At 47.3% G+C, this 21971-nt stretch carries 18 protein-coding genes; 2 read left to right on the plus strand and 16 right to left on the minus strand.

Going from position 1 to position 21971, the window contains the following annotated elements; translation table 11 throughout:
• Nucleotides 1-110: 110 nt before the first annotated feature.
• From ACYVD3_RS00645 to ACYVD3_RS00660, 4 genes are all read right to left on the minus strand, one after another.
• Nucleotides 111-1994 carry a BglG family transcription antiterminator gene (locus ACYVD3_RS00645; protein WP_460640574.1) on the minus strand — a complete coding sequence of 628 codons (1884 nt, stop codon included), beginning with the start codon at nucleotides 1992-1994 and terminating at the stop codon, nucleotides 111-113.
• Nucleotides 1995-2251: 257 nt separating this feature from the next.
• Entirely contained in the window at nucleotides 2252-3892 is a 1641-nt protein-coding gene (locus tag ACYVD3_RS00650) for a SulP family inorganic anion transporter (protein ID WP_460640575.1), read from the minus strand.
• 112 nt (nucleotides 3893-4004) lie between these two features.
• A complete protein-coding gene (locus tag ACYVD3_RS00655; RefSeq protein WP_460640576.1) occupies nucleotides 4005-4673 on the minus strand; it encodes a Crp/Fnr family transcriptional regulator in 669 nt (222 codons plus the stop codon).
• A gap of 20 nt (nucleotides 4674-4693) precedes the next feature.
• Nucleotides 4694-6427: a restriction endonuclease FokI C-terminal domain-containing protein gene (locus ACYVD3_RS00660; protein WP_460640577.1), complete on the minus strand. Its 1734-nt coding sequence runs from the start codon at nucleotides 6425-6427 to the stop codon at nucleotides 4694-4696.
• A gap of 162 nt (nucleotides 6428-6589) precedes the next feature.
• On the opposite strand from ACYVD3_RS00660, the gene ACYVD3_RS00665 reads away from it, so the two are divergent.
• Nucleotides 6590-7750 (plus strand): acyltransferase, encoded by a 1161-nt coding sequence (locus ACYVD3_RS00665; protein ID WP_460640578.1) that lies wholly within the window; start codon nucleotides 6590-6592, stop codon nucleotides 7748-7750.
• A gap of 2 nt (nucleotides 7751-7752) precedes the next feature.
• Here ACYVD3_RS00665 and ACYVD3_RS00670 read toward each other — a convergent pair whose 3' ends face one another.
• From ACYVD3_RS00670 to ACYVD3_RS00695, 6 genes are all read right to left on the minus strand, one after another.
• A complete protein-coding gene (locus tag ACYVD3_RS00670; protein ID WP_460640579.1) occupies nucleotides 7753-8910 on the minus strand; it encodes a DUF4317 domain-containing protein in 1158 nt (385 codons plus the stop codon).
• A 163-nt stretch (nucleotides 8911-9073) separates the two neighbouring features.
• The gene (locus ACYVD3_RS00675) at nucleotides 9074-9721 is read right to left on the minus strand and encodes a hypothetical protein (protein ID WP_460640580.1); all 648 of its coding nucleotides are present in this window, start codon (nucleotides 9719-9721) and stop codon (nucleotides 9074-9076) included.
• Nucleotides 9722-9930: 209 nt separating this feature from the next.
• Nucleotides 9931-10305 (minus strand): desulfoferrodoxin family protein, encoded by a 375-nt coding sequence (locus tag ACYVD3_RS00680; protein WP_460640581.1) that lies wholly within the window; start codon nucleotides 10303-10305, stop codon nucleotides 9931-9933.
• A 109-nt stretch (nucleotides 10306-10414) separates the two neighbouring features.
• Nucleotides 10415-11179, minus strand: a complete 765-nt coding sequence (locus ACYVD3_RS00685; RefSeq protein WP_460640582.1) for a response regulator transcription factor — start codon at nucleotides 11177-11179, stop codon at nucleotides 10415-10417.
• On the minus strand, nucleotides 11172-12890 hold the full coding sequence (locus ACYVD3_RS00690; protein WP_460640583.1) for a histidine kinase: 1719 nt from the start codon (nucleotides 12888-12890) through the stop codon (nucleotides 11172-11174). The genes ACYVD3_RS00685 and ACYVD3_RS00690 overlap by 8 nt, the downstream gene beginning before the upstream one ends.
• Nucleotides 12887-13951: an extracellular solute-binding protein gene (locus ACYVD3_RS00695; RefSeq protein ID WP_460640584.1), complete on the minus strand. Its 1065-nt coding sequence runs from the start codon at nucleotides 13949-13951 to the stop codon at nucleotides 12887-12889. The genes ACYVD3_RS00690 and ACYVD3_RS00695 overlap by 4 nt, the downstream gene beginning before the upstream one ends.
• A gap of 133 nt (nucleotides 13952-14084) precedes the next feature.
• Between ACYVD3_RS00695 and ACYVD3_RS00700 the strand changes: the two genes are divergently transcribed.
• Nucleotides 14085-14927, plus strand: coding sequence for a hypothetical protein (locus tag ACYVD3_RS00700; RefSeq protein WP_460640585.1), 843 nt, complete (start codon nucleotides 14085-14087; stop codon nucleotides 14925-14927).
• Between the two features lie 75 nt (nucleotides 14928-15002).
• Here the strand turns inward: ACYVD3_RS00700 and ACYVD3_RS00705 are convergent, their stop codons facing one another.
• The 6 genes from ACYVD3_RS00705 to ACYVD3_RS00730 form a co-directional block, all read right to left on the minus strand.
• Nucleotides 15003-16442, minus strand: coding sequence for a phosphoglucomutase/phosphomannomutase family protein (locus ACYVD3_RS00705; protein WP_460640586.1), 1440 nt, complete (start codon nucleotides 16440-16442; stop codon nucleotides 15003-15005).
• A gap of 65 nt (nucleotides 16443-16507) precedes the next feature.
• The gene (locus ACYVD3_RS00710) at nucleotides 16508-18160 is read right to left on the minus strand and encodes an ABC transporter permease (RefSeq protein WP_460640587.1); all 1653 of its coding nucleotides are present in this window, start codon (nucleotides 18158-18160) and stop codon (nucleotides 16508-16510) included.
• On the minus strand, nucleotides 18154-19233 hold the full coding sequence (locus ACYVD3_RS00715; protein ID WP_460640588.1) for an ABC transporter ATP-binding protein: 1080 nt from the start codon (nucleotides 19231-19233) through the stop codon (nucleotides 18154-18156). Before ACYVD3_RS00715 ends, ACYVD3_RS00710 begins: the two co-directional genes overlap by 7 nt.
• Nucleotides 19234-19350: 117 nt before the next feature.
• The gene (locus tag ACYVD3_RS00720) at nucleotides 19351-20463 is read right to left on the minus strand and encodes an ABC transporter substrate-binding protein (RefSeq protein WP_460640589.1); all 1113 of its coding nucleotides are present in this window, start codon (nucleotides 20461-20463) and stop codon (nucleotides 19351-19353) included.
• Nucleotides 20464-20934: 471 nt separating this feature from the next.
• Complete coding sequence (locus ACYVD3_RS00725; RefSeq protein WP_460640590.1) at nucleotides 20935-21099, minus strand: VOC family protein; 165 nt, start codon at nucleotides 21097-21099, stop codon at nucleotides 20935-20937.
• A gap of 49 nt (nucleotides 21100-21148) precedes the next feature.
• Nucleotides 21149-21970, minus strand: coding sequence for a class I SAM-dependent methyltransferase (locus tag ACYVD3_RS00730; RefSeq protein WP_460640591.1), 822 nt, complete (start codon nucleotides 21968-21970; stop codon nucleotides 21149-21151).
• Nucleotide 21971 lies beyond the last annotated feature (1 nt).

The raw sequence follows: 21971 nt of genomic DNA on the forward strand, positions 1-21971 counted from the left end.
CCGGCCTCACCTCAACGTCTACTTTCATCACGGAACGCGCATGATTTTACCAGGAAATATTTGCGCCTTATTGCGCAAAAAAATAGGGAAAGGCTGGTCCTGTGACAGGATCAGCCATCGATATAGTGGCGCAGCTCAGAATCCCCGTTCTTGACTTCCACCAGTCCTTTCCTTAAGTCCAGGAGAATGAAATGGATCTCTTTTACGGCGGCTCCATTCAACAGGATATCCTGTGGCAGAAAGAAGATATAATACTGCTGGCGAGGCTCGGTTCCTGTAAAAATAGTAATGTACTTTTTCTTTTCCTCAGCCACATAATCCGTATGGTAAATGGCGCTGTGGATCAATTTACAGAACTGCAGCTTTGTATAGCCGAAAGCAATGATTTCCCGCCAGAAATGCTCTGCAATGGTTTCCGCCAAGTTTTCTTTTCCGCAGTCTAACCGGACCATATCCGGAGATCCCATGTAATTTAAAATAGCTCCCACCTTTCTCTTCTTTGCGATGACTTTGGCCCAAAGGTCATAGGAAACCTTGCTGAAAAAATCGTAGTGGTAAGTGGGAATGGGAAAATGATCCGGCTTAAATTTCATTCCTTCCGGCAAAAAGACGTAATCATACTTTGAATAATCCAGTCCCTCTGTCTCATATAAATAATGGGAATGAAAATGAATATTCAAATCATCCACATTTAACCCCAGCCGCCTTATGACCGTGGGAACGGCCGACTTCCCTATTTCATTGATCAGAATGACATTGGTGGGTTCATACTGGTTCCGGATGCGGTATACAAGATTATAGATCAGAATGATCAGCTCGTAATACATCATGTCCTGTATCTCATCGGTTCTGTGTCCTGGAAGCTCATTGTAAATATAATTTGCCAGTGCCTGGGAGGAAATCATCCGGTTGGTCCTGTATTTTATGGAATAGGGAAATTCCAGTTCCACGATGCCAAACTGATTCCTTAGCTGCCATTTGTAAAAAAACAGAAGAAGGTGGTCACTGACCTCTTTATAGGGGGTGAGATCCAAAAAAATACTGTCCTTTAAAAAATTCATGACCTTTTTATAGGTCTCCACCCCCTCCGGCACCACCTTCTCATAGCTTTCGCAGGCCCCGTCTTCAAACAATTCCCGGTTGCTTAAAAGAAAAACCGCCATGTAATAGTATTCGGCAGGCTCCTTTCCTTCTCCCAGAACTTTTTGACCCACGGAAAATTCCTTCAATTCTTCAAGATGAGGAGGAAAATCCTGCACTTTCATCTGTCCGGAGCCTGATCTTAAAGGCAGAATCGTCAGATAAAGAACCAGCCTCTTAAATCCCGTATCAGGCACCCGGTACCCTGTCTCATCTAAAACCTGTTTCAGCCTTGCAATATTCTGCCTGATGTCCTCCATGGCAATGCCGTATTCCTTTAAACAGCGAAAAAGAAAGATGTTCTGTTCCAAATCATTGTAAATATCACAAAAATCCATGAGGCAGGAACGGATGGAAAGTTCTTCTCCCGTCACCTTCATCCCGTGATATGGGATGGAAACAATCTGTATCTGGTACAGCAGAAGATATTTTCTTACGGCTCTCATATCCTTATTCAGGGTCGCAGGGCTGACATTAAGCATGTCGGCCAGATCCTCTGCCTTTATGCCGTTTACAGAGGACACAAGGCGGCGGATGATATGCTGTACCCTTTCTTTATGCCCCAGAAGCCGGTTCAAGGACAGATTCAGATAGCCGCAGCAGGAACACCTCAGCTCATGGATCCACCCCCTGTCCTCAGTGGGATACTCCAGAAAATATCCCTTTCCCCTTTGGTTGCGTATCCTGACATTGGCTCTTCCATATTGTTTTAACTTGTCATTCAGTGACGCAATTTCTATTTGTACCGTGCGCAGGGAGATATCGAACATTTCCATGATCTTCTCATTTTCCACATAGCTGTTTTCCAAAAGCATATTTAAAACACTGATTTCCTTGAAGTTGCAATCAAGCATAAAACCACCTTAGAGGATGACCTTTTTATCTGCGTCAATACCTTTCCTTCCCGTTTTTCTATTTCATCGCCGGCATTTCCTCTGTTTTTAACCGCCCCATAAAATAAACAGGGCAGCTTTTGAATTTATCGTATATTGTTAAGCGATGAAACCCAAACAATTACATAAACCAAAACCTGCCTGTATTGATTTTAACATCCAGTCCCGCCACCTCACAGATGAGAAATTCATGGCCTGCTTTCCGCCTTGCCGGTGTTTTATAAAAGGTCGGCGCGCATCAAAGCCTCATCAATGCACCCCGCAATATTCTCTTTTCCCATGTCATCTAAAAATCCCGCCTTTTCCATCATGGACATAGGCTGTTCGTTTACATGGGACAATACCAGTATGACATTTTTTCTTTTTAAATTGTGGTAAAGCTTTCTTAAGCTTTTTAAGGCGGTGGCATCCATCGCCGGAACGCTGCGCATCCGAAGGATCAACACCCGCTTGCCTTCTTCCAAAATCACCTTGGATATTTTATCGGCTGCTCCGAAGAACATGGGGCCATTGATCTCAAATACGGCCACATGCCTTGGAACCGGCTTTAAGTCAACGAAATCTCCGTCATACTCCTCTGCGCCCTCTTCCAGATACCTCCAGCCGTTTACCTCGGCCACATCCGCCATTCGCTTCATGAACAGCAGGGAGGCAAATACCAGGCCAACGCTAATGGCCATGACCAGATCAAATACCACAGTCAGGACAAAGGTAACCAAAAGCACCGACCAGTCACTTTTGGGAGAGGTCTTTATAATGGATACAAATTCTCTCCACTCGCTCATATTATAGGCAACCATAAACAGGATGGCCGCAATGGCCGGCATGGGTATGAGAGCCGCATAAGGCATGAGAAATACGAGGATCAGCAGAAGCAGAACGGCATGAACCATTCCCGCCACCGGAGTCCTCCCTCCGTTTTTAACGTTGGCGGCCGTCCGGGCAATGGCGCCTGTAGCCGGGATTCCTCCAAACAAAGCGGAGCAGGTATTGCCCACTCCCTGGGCGATCAGCTCCATGTTGGAATTGTGCCTGCTGCCCACCATACCGTCAGCCACCACGCAGGACAGCAGGGATTCAATGGCTGCCAGCAGCGCAATGGTCATTGCATCCGGCATGACCCTCTGCATCATGGCAAAGGACAGCTTGGGAATGTGAAACACAGGAAGGCTGGGAGAAATGGCATATAAATCTCCAATCGTGTAGACCGGAAGATCCAGGACCTTTACCAAGACAGCAGTGAGAATGACCGCGATCAAAGACGGGGGCACCTTCTTAAAGTACCTTGGCCAGATCACCAGTACGGCAAGGGCTGTCATTCCAATTGCCAATGCCATGGGATTAAAGGTTCCCAGACAGAGGATTACCTGCTCCAGCTTTTCCATGGTCTCAACCGGCGCTTTTTCAAAGGTCAGCCCAAGAAAATCCTTTATCTGGCCGATAAAAATAGTCACCGCGATCCCAGTGGTAAAACCGGTGGTAATGGTATATGGAATGAAACGGATTAAGCTTCCCAGCCGCAAAAATCCCATGATGATCATGATGATCCCGGCCATGATGGTGGCAGCAGCCAGGCCGTCAAGCCCGTTTTTTAAGACAATACCTGCTACGATAGAAGCAAATGCCGCCGTAGGTCCTGCGACCTGCACCTTGCTGCCTCCTAAAAAGGAGATCACAAAGCCTGCAACAATGGCTGTATAAAGTCCCTGCTCCGGCGTCACGCCGGAAGCCAGGGCAAGAGCGATGGAAAGGGGCAGGGCAATGATCGCCACAATAACTCCTGAAATGACATCCTTTATAAACTGCTCCCTTGTGTAATGCTTCATTGATAAAAAAAACTGTGGGATAATATCCTTCATCTTTCCTGTTCCTCTTTATGTTATAAATTTTTTATAAACTTTTTCTAATATAGCTGTGAAAAGAAAAGAATGCAAGGAAATTTCCCATGTTCTTTAAATAATACAACACTTCTTACCTTAAGCTGTTCTCAGCCAGCAGTTCCAGGGCTTTTTCATTAAGCAGCTCCACGCTTCCCCTGGTGAGCCTTACCAAATGATCCGTCTGGAACAAACGCAAAAGCCGGGTCACCACTTCTCTTGCAGTTCCCAGGTGACGGGCGATCTGCTCGTGGGTGATGGAGAGCTCCTTGGAGCCTGTAAGCCTTCCTTCTTCTAAAAGAAAGGCAGCCAGACGGCCATCCATTTTCTTGTTTAAGACCTGGTCCATCAGCCACATAACATCGGAAAACCGGGAAGCCATCAGCTCATTGGTAAAATTGGAGACAGCCGCCGACTGCTCCATCAGTCTCTTGTAAACCTCAGGCGGCACCACAGAAACCACAGAGTCCTGCTCCGCTTCCACCGTTACATCAAATTGGATATTTTTAACCATACAGGGACCGGAAAAAAGACAAATATCCCTTTCAAGCAAACGGTAAAGGGTCAGCTCCCGCCCTTCATCGGATATCATGTAAACCCGAAGCTGCCCTGCAGTCACAAGCAAAAGCCCGCTGCAGCCGTCAGCCCCGCCATGGACCAGCATTCCTTTTTCAAACCTGGCTTCCCTGGCTTTTTCTTTTAAGAGCATTTTCTGGTTCTCCGTCAGCTTATTCCAGAAAGGAAGGTATTCTCCCAACACCATATCATCAAACCTCCATGTGCCTAAAAACATTGAAACCCAATCTCATCATTGCAGTCAAAAAGTTCAAAACATTCTTTATAGCCCAGTCTTCCGGATTTCAGTTCTTCCGCCATCAAAAGAAGATTCATGGAATTGACTGCTGCCCCGCAGATTCCCGAACGCATCCGGATATTATCAAGCCTCTCCTTAAATCCGCCGGTAAAGGTCCCTGAAACAAAAGCAAAACGATAGTGAATCACACCTTCGTCAAAAATCTCCCACCATTTGTTTGGATTAAGTCTTTCGTTCCGTTCCTTGTTTTCCTCTATGTAGCGGTACATCTCATCAGCCTGCTTGATCGGAAGGGAATATCCCTTTCCATAAGCCTTATTATCAATGATCAGTCCGTCTTCCCCATAATACACACACACATCCGGTTTTCTCGTATCCCCAAGCCTGGCTCCCTTAAAATCCAGCTCAGCGGTCAGAAGCTGGGCCGTCTGTATCTCATAATCCCTGTCTGAAGTGCCGTCAAATCCCAGATCCAAAAGGATCAGGTATTTATGATCCACATGGGTCAAATGGGATCTTAAATAATCCTTGGAAAGGGACACCTCTGATTTCACCGGTGCAGGTCCCTGGTCTGCACAAGGCACCTCAAGACCGGTTATTTCATCCATGATCCGATAGGCATTTCCTGTCTTCTTCACATGCAGTCCAATATTTTCAAGGCTTCGGATGTCATCCAGGATGGTCTCTTCTTCCTCTTCCATGCCAACGCCTTTTAAATGCTCCTTTACCTGCAATGGAGAACGGTAGGACCCTTCCAGATACTTTATGATATGGGCCCTCCGGCTGCGTAAATATTCCCGGTCCGCCACCTTGGTAGCCAGCATGTCCCACATCACCCGCTTTGGGATCTTGGGAAATTTTGAAACACCGGCAACATGCTTTAATATGGTCCTTCCCTTTAAGGTCAACTGGTAAGACTGGGGGATGGTTCCCCTATAAACATGGCCTCCTATGGAAATGGTTACCTCCTTCGGCACCTTGCTGACCCAGCCCATCTGTAAGAGCCAACTGCAAATGGTCCGGACGTATTTGTCACTGGTCCCTTCCGTATCCTGTAAAAGCTTTGTCTTCTCTTCCCTGGTTTCCGCTTCCGTCAGCCCCTGAAGGATCATGTACTGGGGAATGGAAGTAAAACCCGCCTCTCCGATGAAGCCAAGCCTTGCCCCGATCTCAAACTTTGTCAGATGCCCTTCTTCCCCCAGCAGGGACAGGACCCTGCATACGGGAGGATAGGATAGGAAAGCAGTCTTTAATGCGAAGGCCTCCTCTTCGCTTCCTGCAGGCGCAGCCGCATACCGGCGTCCCAGAGGGGACAGGGAACAGACATCCTCTTTCCTGCTGTAATGAAGAAAGCCGATGCTGACTGCCCATCTTAGAAAGGAATCTGCAGGCCAGTCGCTTTGGTATTCCTTCCGCTGCCCCGGCAGGACCGCCTGGATGATCCCGGAACAGGGGGCATTGCTCCTTGTATAGCCTACAGGTGTCCCCTTTCCCTTTAAATGGGTATAGGGAATGGAAATCTCTTCTCCGCCTAATTCCCGTATAAACTCATCTCTCCCGTCTTTTTCCGATATGAGCCTGGGGATCTTATCCATGCGCAGGATCCGGTTGATCTCTGAATCCGGCACAAATGCGGATACCACATTTTTTAAATTTTCCAGGGTATAGGCCTCCTGTACCCAGCCAAATGTCCGATCTGCCACTGTTATTTCCTCTCTGTATTTTTTTTAAGTATACCATAGCCCCCCAGGAATTGACCAGATCATTTTCCATGGAAGGCTCAAAGGGTTTGGTTTGTTATGGATGGCGTCCTGTGATATAATGGTAAAAACCTAAAAAGACAGGATAAGAAGGGAACATAGATTATGGGAAAATTACAGATGACAATACTGGCTTTTGGGGCAATTTCCTGCTGTATCCATATCAGGCGGCAGCTTCAGGACAGAGATTACATAAAGCACCTGTTTCTGGGAAATGACGCCGGACAAAACAGGATTCTCTACCTGGATTATATCCGCCTGATGGCCGCCCTTTTTGTGATTTTCGTCCACTGCCTGGATTTTTCCACAGCCAGGCTCCCGGAAGGAACAACGGCCTGGATAGGGGTGCAGTCCCTTTCCTCCATCCTTTTAATCTGCAACACCCTGTTTATTATGAACAGCGGAGCTTTGATTCTAAGGAGGCAAAGGGATGGCTTAGGGGCCTTTTACTATAAAAGATTCCTCCAGGTGGCCCTTCCCTTTTTCTGCTATTACAGCCTTTATATCCTGCTTTCCTGCCAGTATTTCAATTCCGGCTTCATAAACGGGATCTTAAAAGCCTTCAGGGACATAGCGGCAGGTCCCATTGACTGGGCGCCCCACTTATGGGTGATCTATGTCATTTTGTCCCTTTATATCCTGGCTCCGTTTTTTTCCATTCTCTTAAGGCATCTTCCTGACCCTATGCTTCACCGGCTGGCCGTCCTGATCCTGGTCTTTGGCTGTCTGGCGGTTTATCTGCCTGCCCTGGGCCTGCCCGTAAACCTTGAGCTGATGATCAGTCCATGGGAAGGGGTGTTTTTGCTTGGCTATTACTTCTCCCATCCCATTTCCATGAAATACAGGAAAGCCTGGTGGGGTCTTGGTATTGCCTCCTGCCTGTTTACCATCCTCTGCACCGCCCTTCGGCCTGATTACAAAGCTATCTTACTGGCAAAAGGCGCTCCTGCCATGACCCTCATGGCAGGTTCCGCATTTCTTCTCCTCCGCTCCCTGGAAAACAGGCTTCCAAAGCCCGGACTTCTCATGGGCTTCCTAATCCGGTACAGTTATTCCATCCTGCTAATCCACTGGGCAATTCTTTATTTTGTCAGGGAACGGCTTGGCATCGCCTGGCCTGCCTTTGGAATGGCCGGCAGTACCGTCCTGTCCTTTGGCCTTGTCCTGACTTTATCTGCCGCAGCCGCCTTCCTCTTTGACCAGACCGTGGTCCTTTGCATTCAAAGCTTTTTTAAAGGCCTGGCCCATCCATTTAAAAGCCGGTGATTTTATTCCTCCGGCTCCGGCGCCCTTTCCGCTGCAATGGGCCTTACGGTGATCCCGTTGATTTCCACATGCTCGCTGATGCCGATGACAATACATGGACGTCCGTCGATCATCCGGTTTTCCACCAGATGGGTCTTATCAGACGCTACCTTGATGCTCACATCCGCAGTTTTAATTTCAAAGCTTTTGGTGTTGACCACATTGGAAGCCAGGAAGGGCGGTACAGACTGTTCTTCGTCCTCTCCATAGCGCTGTTCAAACTCTTCCAGCTTTTCCTGGCTGGCTCCGTTGTTCTCCAACAGCCGTTTCATCTGATACTTGTCCAGGGTAAAGGGAGCCGGTTCATCCTTTGTTTCTTCAAGAATCTCATTTAAATTTTCGTGAAGGCTTTTGACCGTCTCAAAGTCGCAGTTATCTCCCAGAGTTTCTTCCACAATGGCCTGGAACGTCTCCTTCTGGCTCTTGGCTGACATGGGGATCACACATCCCAGCAGTTCGTCGATCAGTTGTTCCGGCATCTGCTCCGGGTTTTTGGCATAGTATAAAAGGCTGTGGATATCTGTATTCCTGTCCGTAAAGGATGGGAATAAAAAGCCGGTATCAGGAGCCTCCACAATCCAGTCCCTGCTGCGGTTTTCGATCACATTGGATTCAGAATTATAGCAAAGACCTGCCTTTGACAGCTTCACCGGACAAATGGTGCACTGGATGAATTCATACACAAAATCCGAGGCGTCATACAGTTCCAGGCCGTCTGAGGACCTTGCAGGAATATCATAGGCACAATGGATGAGGATGATGTAATAATTCTCACCGTAATCGTAGCCGGCGATGACCTTATCATAGAATTCCTCAATGAGGACATCATCCTTTAACTGGCTGTCCCGAAGCTTCAGCAGAAAATTCTGGGTTCCGCCCTCTGCCTCTGTATGTAAGGGAAATTCCATATTGACCATGTTCTTGCCGACGGTTCCTGACAGGGCGCTTCTGAAAATAGTAAAGTACTTAAACGCCTCTTCTTCCGGGAGGGATAAAAATGCCTCCTTAATCTCCGTTCTTTTGTTCTTTTCCCCGTCCACATAGCAGCCGCAGATACGGCTGATGGCACAGTTGGCCGGAGTAAAAAGTTTCTTTATTTCATTGGCTTCTTTCTTATTCATTCTACGGTCTTCTCCTATCCTAAAGTAAAGCTGCAAAATAATACTAGAGCAAATCAGGGCAGAAGTCAAGAATTGGTATCACCAAAAATTCTCCATTGTTTATCATTTCCTTTAAGGCAGTTTCCAAAGAGGCTTGCCCTGTTTTCGGCAAAGCTAAATAAACCTATGTGATGGCTTGAGTAATGTATTGTTCCAATGCACTTAGGGGACTGATTACCTTTTTATTTGCTAAATGATTATACATTTCTGCAGCATATGCCAGAGATAATTGTGCAACTGCAATTGTATGGTTAACAGCATCAAGTTCCAATAAGGTATCCAGTACTTTTTGATTATGAGACACTATATCTCCTGCCAAGTACCATTCAAAGACATCTTCAATAAGGAGGATTTCTATTTCCTGCTCCATTTGGCAAAACCTTTGCAAGCGGTCCATGGTTCCTTGTATAGTTGCCTCATTTGTAAATACTATTTTTAATGGCTCCTGAATGTCAGCTAATTCCTTAAATAACACTTCATCTATTTTTAATATAGGTATCTCGCTTCCTAAAGAAATATCTTCCAATAAAGCGATATAATTTGTGCAGGTAATTAAAATAAAATCCGGTTGTTGGGCAATTAGTTCATTGATTTGCTTTCCCACACGCAGACGCAGTTTCTCCTGTGCTTCACCTTCCCGGATCATTTTAATCAGCTCTTCATCAACGTGATGGTTTATTTTTATTGGAAGATGCTCAAGCGCATTGTCTATAACTGCTATATTTGCCCGGCTTGCATGTAAACACATCATCATGGGTGACACCTCTTTCATACGAATCCCCCCTTAGTTACATAATCTGTCAGAAGCTGAGAATAATCTATTGAAGTCACTTCTCAAACTTCCCATAAAAAGCGCGTTGGTTCCTGTGTTTCTCACATTCTACCATAAGCAGGTACTCACGTCTATGCTGCCGCTGAAATCAACCATTTTCCGAAAAAAAACTCACAGGACGTCAGGCCTGTGAGCTTTTTCACTTTTTCTTATTTATCTGCTTTCCATAACCCGTGAAGATTACAGTATTCGTATGCAGCAACTACTTCATCTCCGTCGCAAAGCATGAATTCAGCCACCGGCTTATCTCCCGGGCTTAATACCTTTCTCTGATTGCCCTGTTCGGTCTCTAATGCAATCCAGCCTATGTAATGTTCAGGAAGCATTGGATGCTCAACGGAACCAACAGTAACTTTCACATGCTGTCCGTCAATCTCAATAACAGGAACGTGTTTCTCAGTTGCAGCATCTGTTGTATTGGCTACCAACTCATGCATGTTTTCTCCACAACATGTAATCGTACCGCCTTTTTCCTCTACAACCGCCACAATATTACCACAACGGTTACATTTCAAAAATTTCATATAATGACCTCCTTCGTCTTTTGAATCCTTATTGAATTATATTCTCACTATACCATAAAATTCAATAATTTACAATAGATTCCAACTGATACCATAAGGACCGCTCTTCTCACTTCCCGCATCGTTCCTGGTATTCCGAAGGCGACACTCCCAAAAGCTTTTTAAACTGTGCACTGAAATAGGCCGTATCCGAATACCCCACCTGGTCCGCCACCTCATACACCTTGACCCGGCAGTCCTTTAGGAGGGACATGGCTACCTGCATCCGGTAAAAGGTGAGGTAGCTGGTAAATGTATAATCCGTTTCCTTTTTCAGCACACGGCTTAAATATCCTTCGCTGATTTCTAAATATTCCGCCACAGTGCTGATGGTGATGTTCTCCTGATAATGCTTCCGGATGTACCGGATGGCCTCGGCCACATATTTATTTTTGGATTTCTTGTCTGCATTAAAACGGAGCACCGGTGCAGCAGCCTCGCCTGCTGACTTTTCCGTTCCCTGTTCCATTTGGCTCCTGATATGAAGAATGGCCTGCTCCAGATCCCCATCCTTTAAGGGCTTTAAAAGATAATCACTGACCCCTAAGCGCAATGCGCTTTGTGCATACTTAAAATCCCCGTAAGCAGTCAGGATAATGAACCTGGCTCCGCACCCTTCTGCCCGCAGCTTGGTGATCATCTCCACCCCGTCCATGCGGGGCATCTTCACATCCGTCACAATAATGTCCGGGGAGAGGCGTTTGGCCAGGAAGGCCCCCTCCTCCCCGTTGGCAGCCTCACCTGCTATGACACAGTCCAGAGCCTCCCAGTTAATGGTCAAAATGATTCCCCGGCGGACCATCGTCTCATCTTCCACAACTATGACTTTATACATCCGTCACCTCCCTCTGGACCGGCAGCCTTAAGGCAATGGTGGTTCCTTCCTTTGTCACTTCTGCCCTGATCCCGTATTCCTGTCCGTAATAAATTTTCAGTATACGGATCACATTGTAAAGACCCAGGTGCCCATCCCTTTTGAAAGGATTGTCACTGTTGATCCAGTCCACCATTTCCTTATCCATCCCGCACCCGTCATCTGTGATGGAAATGCTTAACACTCCGTCTTTCTCATCTGCAAAAATGCAGATGTATCCGTTCTCACATCCATCCAGCCCATGGATAATGGCGTTTTCCACCAATGGCTGCAAAAACATTCTGGGCACCATGCAGTCCTCCAGTTGGTCCGGTATCTCGGTTTCATAGAGGAAACGTCCTGTAAAACGGATTTTTTGGATCTGTATGTAGCTTTCAATGGTTTCCAGCTCCTCCCTTAAGGTGATGAAGGGGCGGCTGGAAATGCTTTTTCGCAGGATCACCGCCAGATTCTCTGCCAATATGGCAATTTCCGGAATCTGGTTGATTCTGGCATTCCATTTAATGGTATCCAGAGTATTATAGAGAAAATGAGGGTTTAGCTGGGTCTGATACAGTTTGATGGTGGTCTTATTTAAATCCTTCTGCTTCTGAACCGTGTCCTCTAAGTATTTCTGCAAGTCACCTGTCATCTGGTTAAAGCTTTCCGTCAGCCTTCCCAGCTCATCCTGCCGGTTTGTATGAATGCGGATGGATAAATCCCCCTTTTTTACCTTTGCCATAGCCTTATCCAACTGGCTCACGGGCTGGGCAATGCCTTTGGAGAGAGCACCGGAAATCATCAGGCAGAGGATCAGGCCCAGAGCTGATAAGAGAATGCTTACCGTCCCCATGGTGCGGATGGCTCCGGCACTGATCGGTGCGGAACGCCTTAAAATAACATAGATTCCATGAGAGGGTTCCCTGGTCCATAAGTATCTGGTATACACTCCCCTCCCCTTTTCGCCCTCCTGTCCTGACATTCCATGGAGGATGATGTCATTGATCTCCTCTTCCCCATACTCCGGTCTTGAGCAGTAAATGGGCCTTTGATGGGAATCCAGCAACAGAAAGGTATCCCTTGAGGAATAGAAGCCATTTAACAGATTGTTAAAATTTTCCCGGGAAAAATCCAGAACAACATACCCGGTTCTGGCTCCATGAGAATTTTCCAGGGAATAGGCTCCCTGCATCAGAATATTTTTATCCGTTCCCGGAAGATGGGGATCGGTCCTGTAATAGGTGATCCCCCTCACTCCCTGGACCTTCCTTAAAAGCCCCCAGCGGACGGGGAGGTAGGTGTTTTTGGAACCGGTATCCGTTGTAAAACGCAGCTTTCCGCCAGAATCATAAATACTGAACTGGGCGCTGCTGTATATTTCCTGGACCGCCTGATATAAGGATAAGTACAAATCCTTCTGCATCTCAATGGCATCCTTGTCGATCATCACCCTGGCCGCTGTACCGTCTGCTGTAAAAGTCTCACAGGCTTTCTCACAGCTTTCAAATAGCTGGGTGAGCTTTGCGCTTACCTCCTCCAACTGCCGGTTTCCCTCCACAGCCAACTGCCGGTTAATGGAAGCGGTAAAAAGCCTGGTCACCACCACGCTTGAAAAGGTAAGAGGCACCAGAGCGACCAGCAGACATCCCAAAAACACCCGTGTCTTAAAAGAAAACCTTTGGTACCACCTCATCCTCCGGCCCCCCTTTTGTGCATGGACAGGACCCTATTCCACTGTTTCAGAATTTCCTCTTTTTCCTGGGACAGCCCTTTTAAATCCATATCAATGACGGGAAGCCTGGTGACAGGGGAAAGTCCGGGAAGAGGAGGTACATCCATGCGCACGGAGCGCCTGTTTAAATCTGAAACAAGAATCCTCTGGGTATCCTTACTGACTGTGAAATCCAAAAAAAGCCTGGCTGCCTCCGGGTGGGGACAGCCGTTTACAATGGCCGTGCCATCCGCCAGCACAGTGGTCCCTTCTTTCGGGTAAATGTAGTCCACATCTGCTCCCCCGGAGCGCAGGGCCTGGGCCGCTCCCTCTATGGTGACTCCCAGGGAATACCGGCCATCCAGGATGCCGGAATTTACCTCTGATAAGCTGGAAAGGCTCACATATTCTAAGTTATCCGCCAACTGTTCCATATAGTCTCCCTCTCCCCGGTACGTATAGACAGCCGAAGCCAGAGCCGAAGAATAGATATCCGACCGGCCGGGATCCATAAAAGCGACCCGGCTTTTCCATCTTGGCTCCAACAGGCTGGTCCAGCCCGCAGGCACTTCCCGGTATGTCACTACATTGGTGTTGTACATGATGACCAGGGGGCAGGCGGAAAAGCCGGTCCACTTATGATCTTTGCACCGGAACCCACCGGCTATGGATGGGATTTCAGGACTTTCGTAAGCCTCCCAGTATTCCTTTTTCTCTTCCAGAGTCTCAATTCCCACGCCAAATACCACATCCCATGTTTCTCCGGCATCACCGTATGGGCCGCTGCTATCCTCTAACGTTTTAAAAAACTCCTCTGAAGACCCGGTTACCACCTTTACATTCAAGCCAGTGCGCTCCTCAAACTCCTTGACTACAGGCTCATAAATTCCTTCCTCCTGGACCGTGTAAACCACCAGATCAGCCTGGGAAACCATGGGCGGTCCTCCCGCTTCCGTCCGGCAGGAAGACAGCAGGACGCAGCAAATAAGAGACAGCGTACACACCGCCGGCCATTTTCTCCTGGTGCTGTTAGTAAGTCTCATAGACGCCTCCCTCTCTCCTGTCTGCAATATGGCTTTGTTTTATCCATTATATCAAAAATATGCTTATTTTGCCATGGGCAAAAGACCGTATTTATGGTAGACTTTACCTAATAAACAATAGGAGGTGCCTGCCATGGCAATACATATCATAGAACAATCCCTTATCCCAAAACACGCCGGAAGCAGCCTGTGTGAGGATGGGTTGTTTGTAAATGAGAACTTTATTGCCGTGATTGACGGAGTTACAAGCAAGGGAGTCCTTACCTGGCCTGAAAACGTCCAGACCGGATCTGGAAATATGACCAGCGGCCGCTATGCAAAAGAGGTGCTGCTGGACGCCTTAAGCGCCATGGCTCCCAATATTGACGGAGCCGGTGCCATGGACTATTTAAACGGAGCCCTGGCCCGGGCCTGCCGCACACGCCGTTCCCTCCTGGAAGAAAAGCCCGAAGAACGCCTGCAGGCAGTCATCATCCTGTACAGCCTCCGCCGCAGGGAGGTATGGGCCTTTGGTGACTGTCAGTGCCTCATTAACGGCATCCATTACCACCATGGCAAAGCCATTGACAGCCTGCTATCCCAGATCAGAAGCCTTTATATTCAGACAGAGCTGCTTTTAAGCCGGACAGAAGCGTCTCTTTCCCACCACGATACAGGACGGGAATATATCCTTCCCCTCCTGCGCCGCCAGCTTCTTTTCGCCAATGAGGACTCTGCCTACGGATATGATGTATTGAACGGTTTTCCCATTCACCCGGGTCATGTGATCATCTATCCCGTACCTCTGCACTCCCGGTTAGTCCTGGCAAGCGACGGCTATCCCGTCCTTAAGGAAACTCTGGAAGAAAGCGAGGCTGTACTTAGGGCGCTTATAGAAAAAGATCCTCTGTGTTTTCGGGAAAATAAGGGTACAAAAGGTCTGGTTAATGGAAATGACAGCTTTGACGACCGCACCTATATCCGCTTCGATACTTGATGAAGAAAGCACAGAGGGGCTGCTGCAAAAATAATGATTTCCTTTTGCAGCAGCCTTTTCACTTTCCTAACCCTCTTAAAGCCCCAGATACTCCTCAAATAAACTGCACACGCTTACAGAATCCGCCTCTGCCCCCATCTCGCAGAAGATCCGCAGCAGCGGCTCTGTTCCGGAAAATCTTGCAATCACCCATCCGCCGTTTTTAAAGTAAACCTTACAGCCATCTATATAAGAGATTTTATCAATCTCAAATGGCATTTGGGGCAGCTTCTTGTCAATCATCAGAATCCGGCTGATCCTCTCCTTTTCCTCGGTTGTAAAACGGTAATCCCGTTCTGTCATATGGATTGCCCCGTACTCCCTGCGAATGTCTGCTGCTATCTCAGACAGCTTTTTCCCTGATACGGCCATCATTTCTATGAGAAGGGAGGCAGCATAGATTCCATCCTTGCCATGAATATGTCCCTTAACTGTAAGGCCGCCGGAGGACTCTCCGCCTATGATGGCATCTGTCTCCTGCATCTTTGCAGATACAAATTTAAATCCCACGGGAACCTCGTAACATTTTTGTCCGAAGCTTTCTGCCACACGGTCCAGCACATGGGTGGTGGAAAGGCTTCGAACCACCGGCCCACGCCAGCCCTTGTATTTCAGAAGATAATAATACAGCATCACCAGAATGTTGTTGGCATGGAGGTAACGGCCCTGATCGTCAATGACTCCCAGCCTGTCTGCATCTCCATCTGTGGCGATTCCGATATCGCAGTAACGGTCCAGTACATAATTTTGCAGACTCCGCAAGGTCTGCTCTGTAGGCGCAGGCATTTTTCCGCCAAACAACGTGTCATGCTGGTCGTTGATGGTTTCAATGGTGCACCTGGCAACGGAAAGGATGGTGCTTAAGGCTGTAAGACTCACTCCGTACATGGGGTCAATGGCAACACGGAAATCCCGGGAACGGATGGCCTCCATGTCAATGACGGATATGATATTGTCCAGGTATTCGTTTAACGGATTGATTTCCTCTACTACTCCTTTTTTTACGAGTTCTAAATAGGAGGGTGGCGGCATCTGTCCGGACTCCTGGTGGTTTGGCTGGTACGTTTTCTCTGCTTCTAAAAGATAGGTTTCAATATCGCGGGTCTGTTTCTCGTCGGCATCACGCCCTCCATAGGTAAATACCTTGATCCCGTTATAAATGGCGGGGTTATGGCTGGCTGTTACCATCATGCCGTAACTTAGACGGTGCTTCATTACATAAAACATGATGAGTGGCGTGGGGGAACTGCGGTTTATGAAAAATACCTTGATTCCCTGTTTTCCGAATATTTCACAGGCCCATATGACCGCTTCCTTGGACAGGAAACGTCTGTCGTATCCTATGACGATACCTTCTCCTTCTGCTTGTTCCACTTTCATTTTTAGGCTGACGGCAAGGGCCAGCTTTTGGATGTTTTCTTTTGTAAAATCTTCTCCGATAATGGCTCTCCAGCCACCGGTGCCAAATGTTACCATCCTTTGTATCCCTCCTTGTTTTCTGAAAATGCCCAAAGCCTTCTTAAGAAAACTTTGGGCGAATGCTATACAACCGAAACTCTCCCCTTGCTTACTTTTAAGAAGATAAGCAGGGATATGACCGTACTGACTGTCAATATGGAGGCCAGTGCTGCTGCCGTTCCATAGCTGTTTCGGACGACCTCTGTATAGATGGCTACGGATATGGTACTTGTTTTGCCGCCGTAAAGCATAACGCTGGAGGACAGCTCATTGATGCAGGTGATCCAGCTTAAGATAGCTCCTGACAGGATGCCTGGGGCCATAAGCCTTGCTGTTACCTTGACAAAGGTTTTCATGGGGGACACACCCAGGCTGATGGAGGCTTCTTCTACACTGGGGTCCATCTGCTGCAGGAATGCGCTTCCCGACCTCACCGTATAGGGCAGCTTCCTGACTACAAAGGCGATAATCATAATAGCGGCCGTACCCGTAAGGATCATGGGCTGCTTATTAAATGCTACGATCAGGCTGATGCCCAGTACGGCGCCGGGAATGACAAAGGGGAACATAATGAGAAGATCCATCAACTGTCCTGCGATTCCTTTCTGGCGCACCACAATGTAGGATATCAGCATGCCCAGCACGATAATGAACACAATGGCTGAGGCAGAGAACAGAAAGGTATTGCGGATATTGGTCCACAGCCTGTTAAAAATCGTCACATAGCTTTCTATGCTGAAGCCCTTTTTAAAGCCTGTAAAATCGCTTTTCACAAAACTGCTGACTACCACCACGATCTGGGGAAGGATGCCGATAAAGGTCACCAGGAGAACCGGCAATGTTACCAGGAAGCGTTTCAGGCCGTGAAGCTGCTCTTCCTTAGGCGGCCTCATGGCTGTCATGACATAATTCTTTCTGGTTATGAAATATTTCTGCAGCAAAAGCACAGTTGTGGAACAGAGTACCACAATCACAGACAGGGCGCTGGCTAAATGAGCATTTCCGCCGATCTCGCTCATATATTCGTTGTATACCAGAACGGGAAGAACCATATAGCCTTCACCGATGAGCATGGGTGTGCCAAAGTCCGCAAGGCTGGTCATGAATACCATAATGGCTCCGGCAGCGATGGAGGGCAGGATGACCGGTATGGTGATGGTAAAAAGCCTGCGCAGCTTGTTGCTTCCTAAATTTTCCGCCGCCTCCTCAATGCTGGAGTCAATGCTTCCCATTGCCCCTGATGTATATAAGTACACATAGGGAAACAGCTTGAAGGTAAAAACAAGAATAATGCCCAGCTTTCCATAAATGCTGGGAAGATGGATGCCTATGGTTTCAAAAAACCGGGTCACAAAACCAGCACGCCCAAACAGCATGATCCAGCTATAAGCGCCGATAAAAGGCGGACTCATAAGGCTCATAATGATGAATATATGAACAAGACGTTTTCCAAAAACGTTGTATCTGGACATCAGATAGGCCATGGGAACCCCTACGGCCAGAGTCGTAGCCGTGGTAATAATGGAGACGAACAGGCTTCGCCCAAGAGAGGAATAATAATACTTTTTCGTGAAGAACCGGATGTAGTTCTCAAGGGTAAAGCCTTCCACCTTACCGGAGAAGAAGCTTCGCGTAATCAGGGTGCAGAACGGATAAATCAGAAACAGCAGCATAAATCCAACCACCACCACTTTCACCCAGAACCAGAAGTCCAGCTTCCAGCCTTTCTTTACCATGATATCACCTCCTGGGTCTGGGCATCGTAAATACCTACCGCACTGATATCAAAGTTCACCCGCACTTCCTGACCGTCTGGCCGGAGGTCGCCGGCATCCTTTGTGTATTCATTTAACTGAATGGTCTGCCCGTTGTTCAATTGGATTTCATACTCAATGAAATCCCCAAGGAAGGTGGAAATGACGATCCGGCCGGTCAGTCCCTCCCTTTCATGAAAAAACATCTGCTCCGGCCTTGCAGAAATAATCCCCTTTCCCCTATAGGCGGATTTCAGCCTGCAGGTTAAGCTGCATTCATCCTTAATATTTAAAACGGCCCTGTCCGGGTCACTTCCGTCCACTTCACAGTCAATGAAGTTAGATACTCCGATGAATCCGGCTACAAAGGTGTTCCGGGGCTTCTTATAAATCTCCTCCGGTGATCCTACCTGCATGATATTGCCTTCCTTCATGACTGCGATCCGGTCGGAAATAGCCAGAGCCTCCTCCTGATCGTGGGTAACGTAAATGGTGGTGATCCCAAGCCGTTTTTGCAGCTTTTTGATAACCGTTCTCATCTGTACTCTGAGTTTTGCGTCTAAGTTAGATAAGGGCTCATCCATGAGAAGCACTCCCGGCTCAATGACAAATGCCCTGGCCAGGGCCACCCGCTGCTGCTGGCCGCCGGACAGCTCATTTGGTTTTCTGTCCTTTAGGTTTCTGATCTGAACCAGGTCCAGGGCCTCCCCCACTTTGCTTGTAATCTGGTCTTTTGGATATTTTTTTGCTTTCAGGCCGTAAGCCACATTCTCTGCCACAGTCAAATGGGGAAAGATGGCGTAGTTCTGGAACACCATGCCGATATCCCTCTTGTGGGCATCTAAGTTGTTGATCACCCTGTCATCAAAGCAGATCTCCCCGCCATCCACAGAATTAAATCCTGCGATCATACGAAGCAGCGTCGTCTTGCCGCATCCGGATGGACCAAGCAACGTGAAAAATTCCCCCGGCTTCATCTCTAAATCCACCCCATTTAGCGCTGTAAAATCACCGTACTTTTTCACGGCCTGTTTAATAATAACTGCATGGCTCATACCTTTCGCTCCTCCTTAAACCTTCGGCTGCCTTCCTGCCTTTTACAGCAAAAGACCGTCCTGTCCCCGAAGGGCCGGGACAGTCTTTTTTCGTCAGAATGTATTCCTATCCTTTTATTAATTGACCATAATGTCGTTAAACTTCTCAATAATGACTTCTTTTTCATTTGCCGCCCAGTCAAAATCATAATCCACCAGCACGATATCCTGTAACTTCGCCATCCCTTCGCCTACTTCCATATCGCTTCTTACCGGACGGCGTCCCCAGTTCTTGCTCTGCTCCGTCTGGCACTCCTTTGATGTGACGAAATCGATAAACAGCTTTGCGTTTTCCTCGTTGGGCCCGCCCTTTACAAGAGCAACCCCATCTGGTACTGCACTGGTTCCGTCTTTGGGATATACGAATCCAACTGACGGATCCTCCTTATACTGGACTGCGGATTTTTCCAGAGTCAGTCCTACGTAGAACTCGCCGTCTGCAACCATCTTGTGGCACTTGCCGGAAGAGTCTACGATCTTGCCGTCCAGATTGTCATATAATTTCTTAATGAAATCCCAGCCTGCTTCCTTGCCGCCATGGCCCAGGATCATGGTACACAACTGGGTGTACGCGGAGCCGGACTTAGAGGGCAGGCAGTATGCGATCTTGCCTTTCCATTCGGGCTTTGTCAAATCCTCCCATGTTTCAGGAATGGCAAGGCCATCCTTCTGGATCAGATCCTTGTTGTAAAAGATAACCATAGGCAGGGGGCTTTCACCGATCCACATGTCACCGGCATCCTTATAAGCATCGCCGATGAACTCGTCGTTGGCGCATACATAGGGAGCGAAATAATCCTTAAACGCTGCCAGAGAGTCGGCACCGCCGCCCCACAATACGTCTGCAATGGGATTCGCGGACTCGGCTGCAATACGGTTGCACAGCTCTCCTGTACCGGCTGCCACTACTTCCACCTTAACGTTGGGATACTTCTCCATAAATAAATTTACCCCTGCATTAAGCGGGTCCGCATCATGGGGAGAATATACCACAACGGTTCCTTTGTAATCCTCGGGAGCCTTTGCTCCTGCCTTGGACTCCTCTGCCTTTGTTTCGGCAGAAGCAGCCGTGGTCTCTGCAGAAGCCTGGGGAGCTGCCGTAGTTTCTGCAGGCTTTCCTCCGCCGCTGCAGGCGGATAAGCTTAATGCTGCCAGTGCTGCCAGTGAAGCTGTTAATAATCTTTTTTTCATATTTAACCTCTCCTTTATAAAATTATTTGAATTCACGATTATATAGGAATGTTTTAATTCCCATGGTCTAATTATAAGATTTTTATGTGCACTTTTCCATTTAATATTCTTACATTTCTTTTGTCATCCTGAACTTTTGCACTATTTTTTATTATTTTTCCAAATATACATGTACATAATCCATAATCCCCAACAGTAAAAGCCGCCCTTTCCGCTGAGGCAGTCCATCGGAAAGGGCGGCTATGAAATTTTTATAATTCCTTAACTGCATATTCAAATTCCAGATCTTTGATTCCGTTCCCTGTAAACAGGGTCAGTACAGGATCGTCACATAGTTCCTTGATAATCGGTATCAACTCTTCCCTCGTTCCAAAGGATATGTTCTTTATCCGTCTTATACCGTTGGGGTGTATAAAGTTCTCAGGTTTAGGATCAATGTTAAAATAGGTCATGAGGAAGGGAAGCTGCATTTCATGGGGAAACAGGCAGCTCCAGATAAGGTCCTTGGGAAAAATAAATAATCGCATTATATGGGTTTTTCTTCGTCCCATATTCCACTTCAAATCCCTTTTCCTTAAATTCTTCTACTGCCTGGTACAAGTCATCTACGTTATATATAATATGGCTGGTTTTCACCTGGGTTCACTCCTCCTATCTGTTTTGGAGCAATTCTTAACCTGATTGTTTATTCTGAAAAACGCAGATGAATGAATTTCATCATATTGATCCGGTCCGAAATTTTCATCATAAATCGGATACCAAAGCTCCACTGCCTGTTAACCGGTATGCCCTTAAAGTATTTTTCACAGGCAATGGCTTGGATGTCCGGGGACCAGCTTTCCAGATCTTTTAAATCATTGACGTAAAAATGCATCATGGCGCCTTTATTCCCGGTCTTTTCAACCATACGGTTTGACTTCTTAACCGCCTGCCTTGATTCCGCATCAAAATAAATTTCACCTCCGGGAAAACGGTGAGCCATCGCTTCAAAGATTGCTTTCAACTGTTTTTCCTTGAAATAATAAAATACTCCGGCCGACACAAATAATATGCCGTCCCTGTGATTAAAAACAACATGATCAAACCAGGAAGTATCAAACAGGGATTTGGCAATGCTTGTGTTACGGGGGGAATCGGGAAGGAATTTCTGACGGAAAGCAATGGCATCAGGCAGGTCAAGATTATACCAGTTGATCGTTCCATTATCCACCCTGGAAAAGGTGGTATCCAGCCCTGCCCCGATATTTACGATAGAAGCACGGGGATGCTTTCGGATGAATTTGCGGATGGCATCATCAATTTTCCGGGCACGGACGATATAACAGATTCCGCCGAATTCACCGAAGGTTTTGGCAATGGTGCTGAAATCATAATTACAGCTTTTGATGATTTCAATGGCTTCCTTATCATTTAGTATTTCAAGGTTTTTCGCACTGGCCGTGGCACGGCCCCACAGCGGTAAAAGCATGGTATTTTGTACGGTTTGGGAATTTAATTCCGATTTCATT

Source organism: Lacrimispora brassicae (genome assembly GCF_054772055.1).